This window comes from Myroides injenensis M09-0166 (assembly GCF_000246945.1).
Classification (GTDB): domain Bacteria; phylum Bacteroidota; class Bacteroidia; order Flavobacteriales; family Flavobacteriaceae; genus Flavobacterium; species Flavobacterium injenense.
The window spans coordinates 1-18,226 of record NZ_BAEX01000074.1 but is presented as its reverse complement, the minus strand read 5'-3'; the positions used below and the strand labels follow the sequence as shown (position 1 = coordinate 18,226).

The 18,226-nt window shown below is 30.7% G+C and carries 11 protein-coding genes; 1 reads left to right on the top strand and 10 read right to left on the bottom strand.

What is annotated here, in order from left to right:
* Positions 1–12 precede the first annotated feature (12 nt).
* The 4 genes from RH98_RS11665 to RH98_RS11650 all read right to left on the bottom strand — a co-directional run bounded on the left by RH98_RS11665 (position 13) and on the right by RH98_RS11650 (position 4,806).
* Positions 13–795, bottom strand: coding sequence for an META domain-containing protein (locus tag RH98_RS11665; protein ID WP_010254949.1), 783 nt, complete (start codon positions 793–795; stop codon positions 13–15).
* A gap of 434 nt (positions 796–1,229) precedes the next feature.
* Positions 1,230–3,170 carry an oleate hydratase gene (locus RH98_RS11660; RefSeq protein WP_010254948.1) on the bottom strand — a complete coding sequence of 647 codons (1,941 nt, stop codon included), beginning with the start codon at positions 3,168–3,170 and terminating at the stop codon, positions 1,230–1,232.
* A gap of 225 nt (positions 3,171–3,395) precedes the next feature.
* Positions 3,396–4,418, bottom strand: coding sequence for a quinone oxidoreductase family protein (locus RH98_RS11655; RefSeq protein WP_026038874.1), 1,023 nt, complete (start codon positions 4,416–4,418; stop codon positions 3,396–3,398).
* 10 nt (positions 4,419–4,428) lie between these two features.
* Complete coding sequence (locus tag RH98_RS11650; RefSeq protein WP_010254945.1) at positions 4,429–4,806, bottom strand: cupin domain-containing protein; 378 nt, start codon at positions 4,804–4,806, stop codon at positions 4,429–4,431.
* A gap of 191 nt (positions 4,807–4,997) precedes the next feature.
* Here RH98_RS11650 and RH98_RS11645 point away from each other — a divergent pair, with 191 nt between their 5' ends.
* The gene (locus RH98_RS11645; protein WP_010254944.1) at positions 4,998–5,369 is read left to right on the top strand and encodes a winged helix-turn-helix transcriptional regulator; all 372 of its coding nucleotides are present in this window, start codon (positions 4,998–5,000) and stop codon (positions 5,367–5,369) included.
* A gap of 110 nt (positions 5,370–5,479) precedes the next feature.
* Here RH98_RS11645 and RH98_RS11640 read toward each other — a convergent pair whose 3' ends face one another.
* The 6 genes from RH98_RS11640 to RH98_RS11615 form a co-directional block, all read right to left on the bottom strand.
* Positions 5,480–6,478, bottom strand: coding sequence for a PepSY-associated TM helix domain-containing protein (locus tag RH98_RS11640; RefSeq protein WP_010254942.1), 999 nt, complete (start codon positions 6,476–6,478; stop codon positions 5,480–5,482).
* Between the two features lie 181 nt (positions 6,479–6,659).
* Positions 6,660–9,083, bottom strand: a complete 2,424-nt coding sequence (locus RH98_RS11635) for a TonB-dependent receptor (RefSeq protein ID WP_010254938.1) — start codon at positions 9,081–9,083, stop codon at positions 6,660–6,662.
* Positions 9,084–9,232: 149 nt separating this feature from the next.
* Positions 9,233–10,369, bottom strand: coding sequence for an N-acetyl-alpha-D-glucosaminyl L-malate synthase BshA (bshA, locus tag RH98_RS11630; protein ID WP_010254937.1), 1,137 nt, complete (start codon positions 10,367–10,369; stop codon positions 9,233–9,235).
* 895 nt (positions 10,370–11,264) lie between these two features.
* Complete coding sequence (locus RH98_RS11625) at positions 11,265–13,946, bottom strand: phage tail-like protein (protein ID WP_010254934.1); 2,682 nt, start codon at positions 13,944–13,946, stop codon at positions 11,265–11,267.
* A 71-nt stretch (positions 13,947–14,017) separates the two neighbouring features.
* A complete protein-coding gene (locus tag RH98_RS11620) occupies positions 14,018–16,561 on the bottom strand; it encodes a phage tail-like protein (protein ID WP_010254933.1) in 2,544 nt (847 codons plus the stop codon).
* 8 nt (positions 16,562–16,569) lie between these two features.
* A complete protein-coding gene (locus RH98_RS11615) occupies positions 16,570–17,913 on the bottom strand; it encodes a phage tail-like protein (RefSeq protein ID WP_010254931.1) in 1,344 nt (447 codons plus the stop codon).
* Positions 17,914–18,226 lie beyond the last annotated feature (313 nt).

Below are 18,226 nucleotides of genomic sequence, written 5' to 3'. Positions count from 1 at the left end.
ATCCTGTTTTTATTATGAATTATATAGATCTCTAATAAATACTAACTTTTGAATATTATCTTGAAAAAGATATAGATAATCATCTTTTACTTCATAGCGGTTACAACTGTCTAGCACCGTTAATAATTCTTTTTCTTTTTGGTACATTTCAGTCACATATTCAGGTGAAAGTATAACTTTAAAAAATACTGAATCTCCTTCACATCTAATATCCCCATAAATCATATGATTTCCTCCACTACCTGAAAAGCTTCTTGTATTAACATCAATACATATCAATGGAATTTGATTAATACCCAATTCCTCAATTCTTTTATTTTCAAAAGCTTGAAAAATCCAGTTTCCAGATAAACGATTATCATAGATATAATGCCCATAACTTGCAAAATCATTCACATCATCTTTTAGTTCCTGCTTTTTCACTAAACTAATAGCTACCGAATGATCAAAACGACCATCTAAAAAACTTTTAGCTGTTTCATCTTCATAGATCACAATTTCTATCTCTTCATGTTTTGTCGAAGATTTATAGATTCTGCTTTCCCCTTCTATTAGAGGTTCAACATATGGAAAGATTATCTTTTGGTTAGGTTTTGAACTTGAATAGACTATTCCTTTTTTACTAATAGATATTGCTTGTAAAGAATCTTGCGCGACAGCTTTAAAAAAAGTACCATCTAAATCATTCTTAGTCAATAAATCAAATTGTCTTGTAGTATTATCTTTATTATTCTTTTCTTTTGCTTGTTCCATTCCACATGATGGAAATAATGACACTGTTAACGCCAAAATCATAAACTATTTTTTTAATTGCATTTAAAAAAAGTATAACGCACTAAAAGCACTTTCTACTTATTTATAAACGCATTGTATAACTTCCTAAATTCCCTATTTTTTCCAGCTACAAATATACGACTAATCGCATAATTCCTTCTTTAATTATATTAAAATTAAGAATCTATTCTCATAAGTTGAAAAAACTACAATTTTATAAAACAGTCACAAAGCATTAAATTCATCAACTTTATCATAAATTATATCTACTTATTTTAAAATTTATTCAAAATAAACAACTCAAATTTCGCAACATGATTCTAGATAAAAATAGTAGCTCACAACATTTTAGAACTTTTAATTCTAAGAAAGTTGTGAGCATAATATTTCTAATGAATAAAAAAAAATACTATTTCATATCGATTTAGTCTTTTCTAATTTAATAAACAAACTACTTAACTTTTTATGCCAGCTAGCCAATCTTTAAACTTAGTGAATTGCTCTTGCAAAAATGACTCTTTTTCATTTCCTTCCTCAGTTATTAATTCTGGCAAAATATGTTCATAATAAGTTCCTTTTAAAATACGTCGTAATAATCCCTCTCCTACGAATGGAGCTCCATCATTAAGTGTATTAGCAGCTTTTAACAATTGACGTATATCATATTGAGTTGGATTAATATCTGGCACTTGCTTATTTAAATTTAACATTTCATAAACTGCTATTCTACCTGTTCTAACAGAACTTTCCATAGTAAAGACAACATCATCATGTGTTTCAACAAACTGTCCTACTAAAGCTAGGTTTTTACATCCTTCTGGTATTATTTCAGGACGATCTCCTTTTGCTCTAGGCATAAACATTGATGTTATATATGGCATAAAAGCAATTCGTACAATTGTATTTTCTAATACATTATCTAATTGATCTATTATACCTAAATGATAACAAAGTTCACTTAATATTTCCTCACCGGTACATTCAGGCATAACTTTTTTAATGTAATTTCCTTCTTTGTCCATGAATAATGCATAAACCCATAATACTAATACATCATCTGGTTGCGTAGGAAAATGAGGTTGTCTATTACATGTAAAACTCATTAACCAATTCGAATCTGTAATAGTAATAATTCCCCCAGTAACAGTTCTTCCTGAATAAGGATCATTAACTGCATATTCTTTTAGCTTTTCAGTAAGCGCAGAAGGCTTACAGGTTAAAGTTGCTGATTCCCATGCAGATTTATCTATGTCACTACAAAACTTAGTTGGATTACCAAAAATAGGTGATTTAGCTGCTAGATTTTTCCAAAGTTTCCATCCTGAACTTTCACCACTTGTACTATTATCTATTTTGATAATTGGCGCAGTTTTATTTGTTCCATAAAACGTATCCTCCGTCATAGAACCTGTTGTAATAACCACATAATCATCTTGACCTACAGCTATTTTAACATCTTTACCATTTTGTTCTGTTATAATACCTTCTACTACTTTACCACTCGTATCTACATGTAAATCAATATCTTTTACTAATGTGTCGAATTGAACTTTTACCCCTTTACTTTTTAGATAGTTTTGAAGTGGTTTTACAAATGTGTCGTACTGGTTATATTTTGGGAATACTAAAGCAGATAAATCGTGTAAACCATCGATAGCATGAAGAAAACGGTGCATATATAACTTAAATTCTAAAAGACTATGCCAATTTTCAAAAGCAAACATTGTTCGCCAAAAAGTCCAAAAATCACTAGTTAAAAATGAATCATCAAAATACTCTTCTATTGTTATATTATCTAATTCTTCTTTTTTCATAAGAAGTAATTTTATAATAGCTATTTGATCTTTTTTAGTTAAACCAAATTTTGAAAAATCTTGTACTTTTCCTTGATTACTAATTAAACGTGCTTTAGAATAATTTGGGTCATTATCATTCAATAAACGATACTCATCTAAAACACTATAAGGTTCTGGCAATTCTAATGCTGGAATATCTTGGAATAGATCCCAAAAATTCTCATATGTCATATCCATTTCTCTACCACCTCTGACAATATATCCCTCTTCTGCATTTCCAGCTCCATCTAATGAACCCCCTTCAACAGCTAACTTTTCTAAGAAAATAATATTTTCTCCTGGCACATGTGCATCGCGAATTAAATAGTAAGCCACTGTTAAACCAGCAATACCACTTCCTACAATATAAAATTTACTATTAGTATACGTTTTAAGAGGAATTCCTTTATTTCTTTGATAATTTCCAATTTGATCAGCAAAAGGCATTGTCTTTTGTGGAGTATTTCTAACTACTTCTGTACTGGCATCTGGCGCGTGATTGACAGGTTTTAAATCACTATTTTCCAGAAACTTGTCTACTTTTTCAACGATTGTTTTCATCACATAATTTTTTTGATTTGTACTTTAAATTTAATTATTTAAATCTTAATTTTCAGTTTCCAAATCAATTAATTTGAAAATATTTTAACAATTACAAAAGACTAAAAACATTTTTAAATAATATAGTCAAGTATAATCTAAGCTGGCACTTGTAATGCGTTATATTATATAAAGTTTTATTTTTATAATTACAAACCATTACTGATTATATAGTTATTGTCTTAATTATCTCAATTGCATATTACACTCATAATTTTCAATAGTAACAATTAATTTATGCCCATTTGTGTGATTATTCTTTAAGATTTCATGGCTTAATTCAATATTTTCAGTAGAGAGATTACCTACTACTCTAATATCTGGAGGAGAGATAGTAGTAGCTTCAATTAACATCTTCATAATTGATAGGGAATCGTAAAAATATTTATAATCTCGATCTGCAGAATAGATATAATTAGAGATATTATAAATAGTACTCGATTTTCCAAAAAAATTACTTAGAATATCTAGTGATATAAAATTAGTAATATTAGCATACTTACCATTTACACTTATTAGCTCACTACTGTATTCAGCATATTTCCCTCCTACACAATCAAATATGCAGTCAAAATCTTTTTCATTATTTAACTTACATAATTCCTCCTTTATAAATCTCACTTCTTTGTACAAAACGATATGTGCAGCGTCAATACCAAGAGCAGTCAACTTTTCTTTGTTTTCAAGATTTCCAACAGTAGCAAAAATATTAGTAATACCTTTTGATAATAACAACTTTACAATAAATAGCCCCACTCCTCCCGATGCTCCAAAAACAAGTACGGAATCTTTTTTTTTTGGAGAAATTCTAGTTACAGCTTGTAATGCAGTTATTCCTACGGAAGGAATCGCAGCAGCTTGCTCAAATGTCAGGTTGTAAGGTTTTTTTACTACCATGTCAGCAGGTAATTGAATATGAGTTGCATAAGCACCATTACTTCCTAAACTTCCACAAGCACAATAAACCTCATCACCTACCTCTAATATTCTTACCTCAATCCCCTTTTTTACAATTACACCGCTTAACTCTCGCCCTAAAACAGGAGAAAACAAATATTTCCGTTCCTCCTCATTTTCACGCATCTGATAATCAATAGGATTAATACCTATTGCACAGATTTTAATTTGAACTTCATTGTCTTTTAAATCATTAAGGGTCAATGACTTTATCGTTAGAGAATTATCACTATTTAAATAAACTGCTTTCATATTTTTATTTTTATTGTGCATCTAATAAAATTGCTATTTGTACACAAGGTTCTTCGCTACGGTTGCTCCATGCGTGATGAGTAGCCCTCTGAATCACAATATCCCCCGCTTTCAATAAAGTCTCGTCACTTTCTGTAACGAGATAAACTTCCCCTGACATAATCACGATATAATCCAGACTTTGAGTTTTATGCATTAAAGGATGCGCATTACTATTATTTGCATAGGTCATGTTTCCTAAATCTTTATCAGGTGGAATAACTACATATCTAAAATAAGTACCATTATTAATGACAGTTGGAAACAGCTTATTTTCTATTGGACTTTCTTTATCTAAATCAACTGGCATCTTACTTGTTTGCCAAATATCACTTAATACAAAACCCATTATCCTCAATACATACATTTGTTGCTATATTGTCTTCAGATATAAATGATCTATTATTCTTATTTCCTGTAACTACTACTCTAGGTATTGTTTTCATATTTTCTATTTTTATAAAACAAAAATAAATTACAATAGAACTATATTTGTCTCTAGTGAACTCTAGGTAACTAGTAACTAAACAGTAACTATGTATGAGTAAAATAAATGAAAACAATCATGAGAGAGAGGCAACTTGTAATGAAGAGTTGCGAGCAATGAGAGATAGCTTAGATGTATTAGGCGGCAAATGGAAATTAATGATCATAAGGTATCTAACTAATAGAGAAGGTCAAGATATTCATTTCAAAAAGATAGAACGCGAAATAACTGGCATATCTGCAAAAGTTCTTTCGAAAGAATTAAAAGAGCTAGAACAAAATCTACTTGTTACAAGAACTGTACAAGAAGATAATAGAGGCATGGTTTTCTATGCCATCTCGCCTTACGGAAAAACTGTACAGCCATTAACCGAACAACTTGTTGATTGGGGTATATTGCACCGTAAACAAATTAAAGAGAAATAATACTAATAAAAATTTTAAACATTAGTCATCAATTATATAAAACAAAAAGAGAGTCAATCTAATTTTTAGATTGACTCTCTTAAAATATAAATACTATTAATTCATAGTTTTTATCTCATAGCTCTTTTAGGTTTCTTTCTTTTCCCCCACCAAATTAAAAAACCAGTAATAGGTAATGAAGTTGCTACTACTCCACTTAAGAAAGTCATTAGTTTACCAAATTGTCCCCACCATTGTCCCATGTGTAATTGCCACACATAGTTTTCTGTTTTTTCAGCTCTAAGAATTTTTTTATCAATTGCTATTTCCTCACCCGTATAGCGATCATACACAATGAGGTCAGCATTCTCTACACTTTTTAATCCTATTTTTCCAGAGGTAAAAACAAAAGCTCCTAACTTCTGCTGATTAAAATTCCAAATACCTACCATTTTCTTTTCTGGATGTTCGTGTTCCAGTATGTGGTAAGCAAATTCCACAGCATTTTTAGATTCTCTAGATTCATCCATTTGAGGCAAAACATGTTTAAATTCAGCTATCTCTTCCCCATTAGCTTTTTTCATAGCTTCAACCATAGGATCTATAAAGATAATTAAACCCGTTATACCTAAGATCAAACAGATAAGCAAAGTATAAAAACCATATACATTGTGCAAATCATAATTAAATCTCTTAAACTTAGCTTTCCATTTAATTGTAAAACTTGCTTGCCTTGTAGTCTTGTTCCATTTTTTTGGCCACCACAAAACCAATCCAGAAATACAGCCAATAACAAATATCAAAGTAGAAATAGCTACAATCCAATGTCCTATTTCTCCTGCTAAAAATGAAGCATGTAAATGAGCTGTTACAAAAAAGAAAAAGATTGTATTATCAATTTTAAGTACTTCACCATTATATGGGTTAATATATACCATTGACAATTTTCGTTCCTTTGGATTAAAAGCTCTTACCCGAAAGCTTCTGCTTGGATCTTTGTAAAAAACATAATCAGAAACTTTATAGCCATCAGTTTGCTCCTCTACTATCTTTTGGATTTCTACATCTGTAATTCGTCTTGCATTCTCAGGTACTGTAACATACTTTGCGCTGCCTGCTGTCCAATCCATAATTTCGTCACAGTAAACAATTATGGTCCCAGTAAGACAAATAAAAACTAAAAAACACCTGAAATTAAACTTGGCCACAAATGCAGCCAAGCTATTATTCTATTAAATAAACTCTTTCCTTTCTTCTGTTTGCTTCCCATCTAGGTATATATTAATTTTTGTAATCGAAGGAATTCTATTTTTAAAAATGAAAAGAAACATTTCCTAATATTGTTCTTGTTTGTTGTGGAATAGCCCAAGATTGTGAAGTCCAATACTCTTTATTTGTGATATTATTTACTTTTAGTGCTACTCTGAATTTTGCTACTTCATAATAGATTGAACTATCAATAGTATGGAATCCATTAATTTTAACTGTATTATCATCATTAAAATAATAGCTATCTGAATAATTTCCACCAAATCCTAAACCAAATCCTTTTAATGCTCCTTCTGTAAATTTATAACTTGCCCAATAGTTAGCTGAATTATGAGGTACTCCCGCTGGTCTATTTCCTTCTATGCTAGGTTTTCCTTTAGCTTGAGTTGATTTTTGAAACTCACTATCATTATAACCATATCCTACAATAACGTGAAAACCTTTAAAAGGATTAGCAATCAAGTCAAACTCAAAACCTTGACTTCTTTGCGTACCATCTTGTACACTTGTCAAAGTATTATCAGCATTTAAAACTGAGCGAACTTTATCTTTTACTTTTATGTGATAGTAACTTAAGGTACCATTAACTTTTTTATCTAAAAATTCAAACTTAAACCCTCCTTCAAATTGGTTAGCTTGCTCAGGTTTAAATGTTACTTTAGTATTATCTGCTAATACACTTGGAGCAACATTTTTAAATCCATTTTGATAATTACCAAAAATAGAAAGCTCATCTTTTATTATTTGGTAAACTACACCAAATTTTGGAGACCAAGCAGATTGTTGATAATCATCTGCTCTATTGTGAAAACGGTCAAATCTCAAACTTGCCATAATATTCAAACGATCAAAGAACGTTACCACATCAGAAGCATAAATACTAAATGTCTGTGTATCTCTATGATTAGAAGCTCTAGTTTGATCAGCTAATAAGGCATCATATTTATTGCGATTGATAACTGGTGCTTTTTGATTAAGTACAGTAACTTGACCTAAAGCTGCGTCATAATCATTTACCATTGTTCTAGAATCATTCGTTTGCAATTGCGTATAATCTAACCCCACTAAGAACTTATTACCTATAGTCCCCCAATTATGTGTCCCAGTAAAGTTTTGTTGAACCTGCATGGTATTAAAATTACTTGGCAAACTCATTAAACGACGTTGTAATAAGTTTTTACCTTCATATTCTCCAGTACCTGGTTTTACCAATAAGAATAAATAGTTAGCATCATTATCAGTATTTGAATAAGAGAATCTTGTATCTGATACCCAATGCTCATCGATTTCATATTTAGCATTTGCAAATACATTCCATACATCTGCTTTACTAGTAATATCATCAGAAGCATATGAACGCTTAAAATCCCAATCTAATTGATCAAAATTAGTAATTTTAGAAGCTGGAGTTAATCCTACATAAGTTGAATTACGATCAGATTTAAAATACTCCATATCTACATTCACAGTCAATTTATCAGAAACGATATATTGAAATGCAGGAGCAAACATAAATGTTTTATTTACCCCTTGGTCTTGAAACGATTTCTCGTGATGAATCGCAGTATTTAATCTAAAAAGGAATGTATTATCACTATTTAAAGGTTTATTATAATCAAATGCAACACGACCTAAACCATATCCACCTGCTGTTACTTCTACTGCAGCTTTTGGAGTAATAGTAGGTTGTTTTGTTACACGATTTACCAATCCACCATAAGAAACTAGCGTCGATCCAAATAGTGTAGCCGACGGTCCTTTTATCACCTCTAATCGCTCTAAATTGCTAGGATCAGACAGAGATACAAAGTTGGTCGCCATTCCATTGCGTATTGCACCAGCGCCATCTGCACCAGAAAAACCTCTCATCATCATTGCAAGACCTGTACCTCCAGACCCTACCCCTAGCATTACATTACTAACACCTGGTGAAGACAAAAGAGCACTACGAAAATCTACTGCCACTTGTTCTTGCAATAATTCTTTTGGAACTACCGTATACACTTGAGGGTTGGCTAAATTATCTAATGCCATTCTAGCAACTGTTTCTGTCTTTTTCTCAGCAAATATCTTAGAAGCTGTAATCACTACTTCATCTAGATGCCCAGTAGTTTCTTCACTTAATACAATATTTTTTACCGTTATTTCTCCATCAGATACATTTACAATAAAGAACTCTTGTTTTACACCATCAGGAGATATTTGTATTTCATAACTGTCATCCTCTAATCCTACCAAGCTATAATTTCCATGCTTATCAGTTACTACAGTTTGATCTTTAGTTTTAATAATAGCCCCTTCTATAGGCTGACCATTAGCTGCGACAATTTTACCCTTTATTCCCCCCTTATTGTTAAGAGATATAGTAGAATTCAGCTTTTCTACCGTAATATCTTCATTTGCATTTGTAGTTGCAAACGTAGATAAACTAACTAATAATGCTAGTGATATAGTAATTTTTTTCATAAAATTGTAGATTTTATTTCCTGCAAAATTAACATATCTGTAACAACTGACCAACTAAAATTTATTAATTCTAAATAATAATTAGTGCACAAAAAAAGCTCACCTTTTAAAAGATGAGCTTCTAGTATTACTATTATTAGTAAAGTGAATTAATAATTCTTTTTTAAATCAATTGCTTTCTGATAGATATCCTCATATAAAGGTAATACCTTCTCAATTTTAAACTTCTTAGCTACCTCTCGAGCACCTTCCTTAAAGCGACATAAAGTGTCTCGATCTTTTAAAATTTTTAATGAGTTATTTATCATGTCCTCTACATCACCTACATTACTTAAATATCCTGATACTCCTGATTCATTAACTTCTGGCAATCCCCCTGTATTACTTGAAATAACAGGAACTCCCATAGCCATCGCTTCTAACGCTGCTAATCCAAAACTTTCCGTTGCGGAAGGCAATAAAAACAAATCAGAATAAGAAAGGATATGATCTATTTCATTACTATTACCAAAGAAAATAATCTTGTCATAGATTCCTAATTCTAACGCTAATCGTTCTGCTTTTTCACGCTCTGGACCATCTCCTACCAGCATTAATTTGGCAGGTATTTCTTTTTGAATACCATAAAAAATAGAAACAACATCTTTAATGCGTTTTACTTTGCGGAAATTGCTGATATGTGTAATAATAAACTCATCTTGCTCTGCCATAGCACTACGACGACAAGGTGTCTCTTCACAATCTACCTCTTTCACTTCTATAAAATTAGGAATTACATGGATATCCTTCTTCACATCGAGCAATTCGTAAGTAGATTGTTTTAGCGATTCAGAAACTGAAGTAACAAAATCAGAGTTATTGATACTAAAACTTACTGCTGTTTTATAATTTGGATGATTTCCTACTAATGTGATATCTGTTCCATGCAAAGTGGTAATCATTGGTAAATCAATTCCTTGTTCTTTTAGCATTTGTTTTGCCATATAACCAGCGTATGCATGAGGAATAGCATAGTGTACATGTAATACATCAATATTGTACAGCTTAACCATATCCACTAGCTTACTAGACAAAGCTAATTCATAAGGCTGATAATGAAAAAGCGGGTATTCAGGAACATTAACTTCGTGATAGAATATATTAGGATTCAATAGTGCCAACCTTACTGGCTGACTATAAGTGATAAAATGCACTTCGTGATTTCTTTTTGCTAATTCTAGCCCTAACTCTGTAGCTACAACTCCACTCCCTCCAAAGGTAGGATAGCAAACGATTGCGATTTTCATATAATTAAAATATCTTTTAAACTCCTAAAGATAATTAAAAGCTAGGATTCTAAACTTAGTCTTAGTCTTAATTATTTTATTTTTAACAGATAGTATCCTTAATATCACAACTAGTACTAAGATTCTTAAGTCATCTAAAAACCACAAGTTTACAGAGCGCTTTTTTTATTTTTGCAAAGCTATACAAGCCAGCGTTTTCAATTTTATTTTTCAGGCTATTGTATAAAGCAAGAGAATTACTAAAGAAATAAGTTGTATCTTTGCATTGTTAATCAGTGCTCTAACTGAATGATAATCTAAAAAGTACACTAATCAATGTGTGATTTTCTTTCTAAATTGACTGTAAATAAGTCAACCTTATTTCAAATATTTTTCTGTTTTTTAAAAATTCAATTCTCTTTTCGTCTCACTGTTTTTCGGGTGTCGTTGCAGTCCTGTTCGGGTAGCACCCCGTTTTTGCAATGCTCACCCCATTAATTCTCGAACCGCACCCCACAATTTCACTTTTCCACTTTCCAAATTGCTTAATAAGCCTTGTATCTACTGGCTTTTTTAAGAAAATAGTGATGCTCTAAATGGTAAATAAAAGTAATTTTATCCCTTTATTTACCTTATAGGTAAATAGATATAATGATTTTATGTAAGATCTCTATTTATTAAATGACAAGGAGTAAAATTTATATAAAATTCAAATATGAAAGAAATACTAAGGCTAGAAAATAAGTGTTGAACATATTTTAATACTAAATAAAATATTTTATTTTCTCGTAAAACTCTAATTTACTAAAACTTTTTCTTGTAGAAATTTAAGATTTTTAATGGCATACTAAAAAAGCAAGAGCCATTTGCATAAATGCAAATGGCTCTTTATATAACAAAATTTATTTTAAAGTTGCTATGGCAAAGCTTTTATTTTATTAGGTTGATTTTCTTGTGCATAATCAATCGCCCAATAAATACTATTTAACAATAAGAAACTATTATAAACTGGTTTATCATAAAAACTATTCACATAGTAAGTTGGATAAGTTCCTTCTGGAGATGATGCTAAATTAATTGGATTACTCAGTGTTGCAGGGTCATTAAATTTAGTAGAATTAAACATATCTGAAGTTGCAAAAATAATAGCTCCATAAGATTCTGATATAATAGCTCCGGCAAAAGTACCACTTGTAGCTTTTTTACCTGTATATAGGGTTTTAAAGCCTGCTATATTTAATTTTAACTGAAATTCAGTATTAGCTGCTGCTATATTCATTTTGGTTATACTCTCTATACCTCCAGTAAAAGAACTAGATGCCTTAATAAAACGATCTGAAAATAATACAGGATATTGCGCACTAAGATCATTCATTCCCCACGTCATTTTCAAAACATCTTGATCTGAATATTGGCTTTCTAGAGCAGATGCTGTACTTCCATTAATTGCTTTTATTAAACTATTAGTGGCAAGAGTATAATCAACCTTACTAGAAGTCTCAATTGCATATGACCTATTTCCGTAAATCATAGCAATACTTTTATTTTTTATCGCAGGTCCATAATCATTTGTAATACTCCTATTATCAGCAAATGTTGCATTACTAAAGACAATATCTGAATTAGGCAATAAATATGCCGATTTACTCATAGCCGTGCTTCCAAAATTAGGGTTGTTTTTATCGGTTACAAAATTAATTCCTGCAACACGAACTATACCATTCCAACCAAAAAAATGTTCATTATTAACTAGATAATTTGACTTAAGGTCTTCATTTCCTAAATTGTCTTTTCCATCATTATTTCTGCTCAAAGCTAAAATATTCATAGTACGATATACAAAATCTACATCTACTTTAAATTCTTTCTGACCATCATCATTATTATTATTATTAGAAGTAATAGTAAATTCTGCTGTAGGCATATCTACTTGAGATTTCCCATATGCTCTTAAATAAATGGTTTGCTCTTCTTTTTTATTAGCGATCAGATCTCCTTCATATTTAAAATACACTCCGTTTATGGTATTAGAAGTCATTTTTACTTTCCCAGGTGCCAAAACTAACACTTTTACTTCAATAGTAAAAATAGAACTACCATTTGCTCCCATATCGGTTCGAGGAGTAACATAAGGATGTTCAATTTCAATTTCTTCTCCGTTTTCGTCTTCATCTTTCTTTATTTTCTCTTTATAGACAAATGCACTCTTCAGTTTAGCGCTATTTACTTCCCAGAATAGCTCTTTTGCTTCTATATTCATTATTATAGCGCAAGGTATTGAAGTGTCCAAACCTGTTCCACTTAACTCCATTGTAATATTACCTGGTCTATTCGCAGTATTTGAAGTTGGTAAAACTGTTAATATAACTTCCTTAGTATTATTTCCTTCTCTATCATATTCTAACTCTAATTCTCCAGAATCAAAAACAATTCCAGCTCCACTAGCTTGTAATCTAGTTTTTCCTGGTGCTTTTACCTCTATTTTTACTTTTAAAGTAGCCGATGCTGGTAAAGCTACCCCCATATCTGCTTTGTGAGAAAATACAGCATTAGAACAGTCAATTACAGCAAAAGACACTCCCAATACATTATAACTAACAGTACCTAAAACAATAGCTGGATTAGAGACAAAGATATTATTAGCCGATACGATAACTCCTTCATTTATTCCTTCTTTTGTAGGTTTCCCTTTAGCTTGTAATTTGATAATTACATCACTATTCACCTGATTCTTAGTTACGCTTCCCTCTGCCTCATAAGAAACACCATTAATAGTATTAGTGGAAATCTTATAACTACCTTCTCCAGCTACTTTCACTTTTAGTTCTATAAATTCTGTTTCAGTTACATCAAGATTATAAAAATAATTACCTTTTACTGATAACTGAGCAGAATTATTAACAAAACTTGCTTGTTTTTTTTCTACAAAAACCTCTTTAGTACAATTGCTCGAAAGATTATTCAATTTTATATTGAGTTTATCTGTTTCTAAAGGCACACCTGCTGCATTGCGTTCATAACCTTTAATTGGTGCTCCATATCCTTTCAGGAACAAGTCATAACTTCCAGTAGATAAAAACTTACCTTTCGTTCTAAAACTATAACCATTACCACTTTCTACTACTACTTCATATGGTCCTGTTTTTGAAACAGAAACAGTCATCGTCATATAATTATTTCCTGTCAAAGCTACTCCTTGGTAATAATTCCCCTTTACCTGAACATCATTACACGAAGTATCTAAAATAATAACTTCAGCTGGCAGATCATGCCCAGCAAGACTAACCCATGCATTAACCCTATGACTATAATAATCAATTGTCCCCGTTGTAGTATTAAATATTGCTAATCCTTTATCACTATTTTCATTTATATTTATAGCATCTCTCTCACTTTTGGACATTCTCGGAAATAAAAAACCTTTGTTTTGAGATTGCAGTTCTAAAAGAGTATTATTACTAGGCTTAGAAGAACGTACATCTAAATTAGTAATATGAGCCCCTGAGCGTTCATCACCAGTTTGTCCCCAAGTATAACTACTTAGAATAACAAATAATAAAGCGAAAACATATCTATATATTTTATTAACACTTGTCATAAATAATATTTTAATAGACACAAACTAACCAGTAAAATTATAAATCTACTGGCTAGTTAATATCTTTCTATTTATCTTCTATTCTCATTGACCCATTTAATAGTCCAAGCCATAATATTTGCGTATAAATAACTATTGTAAGCATCTCTACGCTGAGTAACATTTCTTCCATCTAATCCATACTCTTTCGTTATCTCTAATATTCCTGCTCTCGTGCTACTTAAAGGATTTGAATTAAGGAACCTATCAGTTTGATCACTGAAGTAACCTCCCATCCATCCACCATCTCCAATCATAAGAAATGCATCAGTATTATGTTGTAAAATTATACTCATATCCTTAGACGAAATATCTACTTCAGCTATTGAATGCATATTGGAAGGTATTCTCTTATAGTAAGTCCCATTTAAATGTATTCCCATTGTTGCACCAGCAATATTTCTAAATGGTCCATTTATTATTGGATTATCAGGAATATTAAGCATTCTAAAAGCATTCACTCTAACAGAAGCACCACTATAAACGGGGCTTGCAAAATCTCCTGCACCAAAATTCGAACCTGTTATACGATTTACTAAGGTAGATGAAGAATACAAATCGTTACTATTGCTGTAAACAAGTACCCCTCTCTGATTTCTTACAAAATCAAATAGTACATCATACCATGCTCTATCATTTGATACCACCGCCTGTTGAGTAAAGAAAATAGCATCAATTTTCTTATCATTTATTAACTTTTGTAATTTAGGAGAACTTCCTTTTGGAATAATATTAAGTTTTGAATTATCTCGATAAAAGTCAAAATAATAATAAACATTTATCTTAGAAGACTTAACAGTTCCATTAGGTCCAAAATTACTAGGATTTGTCAATATCGCACCCGCTGGTATAGCAGGATTGGTACTTGGACCAAATTCTCCTGATACATCTCCAATTACTAAGATATTTACTTCATCAAATTGCGCTTCCGTTTTAAAAGAACAACTTCCAGTATTATCATTATTCTCCGTCAAGATTTGATAAACAGTCTGCGCACTTGCTTTAATAGGTACTCCATCAGCACTTAAAGTAACTATTACTTCTTTTCCTACTTGATCAGCAGTAAAACTTCCACTTTTACTAAATTGCACTCCATTAACATTAGCTGTCTTGATACTATAACTACCAGCTGACAAAACTTTAACAGGAACATCAACAGTAATTTTTCCATTAGCAGCCATATCAGGGACCATAGTACCATTTACTTTTACTTTAGAACATTGTATACTAAATTGAGCATATTGTACTTTTAATGGTATCTCAAAAGAATTAATTATTTTGAGATTCCCATCACCTGTTAATGTAATTTTATCTTTATTAGGCAATATTTGGTTATTGCTATTTAATAAAACTTTTTGAATATTATTACCATTTTCACCACGATAATTTAGAACAACATCTGTTGCCGTAAACTCTACTAAATCGTTATCGGTTGCTATAACTTTAAACGATGCCTTACCAGGAGATTTTACTAAAACTTCTACTTCTAATTTATTAGCACTTGTTAATTTTGTATTTTGAGTATAAGTTCCTAAGTATTTAGATTTAGATAAATCTACTTCATAATCTACACCTTTAACATTAATTGTAAATGAACATTCATTTCCACCTCCATCTGAATTGGTTGTTACTGTAAATGGATAATTTCCTTCTGCTATAGGTTTTCCTTCTGCATATAATCTAACAGTATTTACTCCTGTATTTTTTAAAGTACCAGTACCTTTAAAAGAAATTCCATTTACCTGATTACTTTGAATTCTATAAATACCTTTATTGGTAACATTAACATCTATATCAACATAATGTTTATTTTGATCTACAGTTTGACCAATTAAATAAGGTTGATCAGAAATCTTGTAACTTGTACAATCTAATGTAAAAGATATAGGAGCCTTTATTACATTAAGCATTGTCGTATTACATATATTCTCTCTTTTGCCATTAACAACTAAAATTATTTTGTCTCCAATAGTTGTATTAACCACAGAAGAGGTAATTTGATCTGAATAGCCAACAGCAGGTACCCCAAAACCTTTCAATTTTATTGTTACAGGGCCAGTAGACATAAAAGTTCCACTAGTTGAAAAATAATATCCGTTGTCTGTAACAACGTCAATATTGTAATCTCCTATTGTTGTAACATCCAATGTTATAGATAGAAAATCACGAGATTCATCTAAAGGTTGACCTTGTATTAACTGACCTGAAAAACTGATAGTAGAACATATATTAGAATCGACTTTGACATTAGCTGGTGGTAATGTACCACATAAGCTCATCCACATATCATTCATTTTACTCCAATAATTAATACAATCAGTATCTACATTATAAATTGTAAGACCATCTTCTAAATTATTAGCTCCATTTGCTATATCATCACGCTGTTTATTAGTTAAACGAGGAAGTAAAAAGCCTTTACCTGTACTTTCAAGCTCTAAAATGGCATTTACAGATGGTGTCTGCGAAGAATTAGCTACAGAGCCATCTTTTATTTTAGTATTAGGTTGAGCGAATACTTGACCAAAACTAAATAGTAAAGCTATTATTAAAAAAAATCCTTTTAAACTTTTCATATCTATCACTATTTATTTAATTTCATCAATATTTCGTTGATTTGACTTTTTAATTCTATATTTTCTCTTCTCAACTCCATTAAATCTTTTGTAATTTCTTGTAGATCTTTAATTTGTTTCGCTTGATCGATGGTATGTAAATAAAGTTCTTCAGTTTTCTCTAAAAGTTGAACAGATAATTCAGATAGATTAAAAGAATAACCTTTATTGGTTTTATCCAATTCACTAATCGGTTTAACACCTGGTAAATGACGATTTGTCTTTATGAATTTTTCTATTATTTCTAAATTATTAAAAGAATAATCCTCTTTTAGTTCAGATACACCATTAAAATAAGCGTCAAAAACGTAATCAGCATAATAACTATTAACTGCAGTAATGCTACCATCAACTTGTAACATCTCACTTGAGCCTTGTTCTGGTAATCTTAAATTTTCACCTATTCCCACCCAACCTTTTGTTTTGATATTATCTCCAAAAACAACTTTAGTTTTAGTGTCATCCATATTTTTCCAAATTTGTGGAATAATCTGAGAGATATCTATTTTATTCTCATTATGTTCTTCGTCAGTATATAAAAGCTCGTCACCATCCAAAACTAATGAAGTTACAGTTTCGTTATTAACAAGAAAATCAGAGATAAAAACTATTTGCTTGTTATCTTCTAAGTCTGTATATACTAATGCTGGTTCTTGTTTGATTTCACCAGAAGCTAAAGTACGTGAGACACTAGGGTTATACACAAAGCTGGTTTTTGGCAACGCTGACTCTTTCATCATATCATTTAGCCTAAATTCACTGATATTTAAATGTTCATCTTGGTAGACTAAACTTTTATATTCCTTTGTTTCAAATAACGTATAGCCTTCACTAGATAAGTCTGGTGCAGTTACTTCTTCATTATCTTTTTGAATTATAGTCTTAGTTGTATTTTCAACATCTCCATTTTCATCTTGACGTGTATAAGTAAACTCAAATATATTTTTCAAATGAAAACTTGTTAAAGTTTCAAAATCTTTAACTTCTGAATCTCCTAATACACGCATCCACTTAGATTCTGTACCATCCTGCGCATTCACACTCCAATAATAATAACCAGGAAATAATCCAGTATTATTACGATCATTTGTAGTATTAAAAATTAATAAACTTTCTGAAGGCTCCTTAATTGTTTCTATATCGGTCAAACTTTTCAAGGCTACATTTGGAATTATCAATCCCTTATCTTGCGAATAAATATGCATTACAGCAGACTGATCTGGTATAGCAATACCAATTCCCACACTACTATCCTGTGAATAAATTTTCACAATAGAAGTTAAACAGATGAATAAAAAGATTTTTATTTTCATAATTAAAACATTATTTACCAATATTTAAGCAAAAATAACAATAATCAAACAATATCCAATACGATTTCAGTTATATTTTCTATTGATTTCCCAAAAAGCTAATTATATATAGGTTTTTAACCTAAAATTCTATAATATTTATTTATTTTAGAACAAAAACTACTAAAACATATGGCACAAAAAAGCCTCATTTATAATCATGATTATAAATGAGGCTTTTTTTGTAGAAACTTTGATTAACTTATCTTTCTATAGACTTATAAATCAGTTCTTGAATATTCTCTCTAATATTCTCTTTTGACATACTACGTGT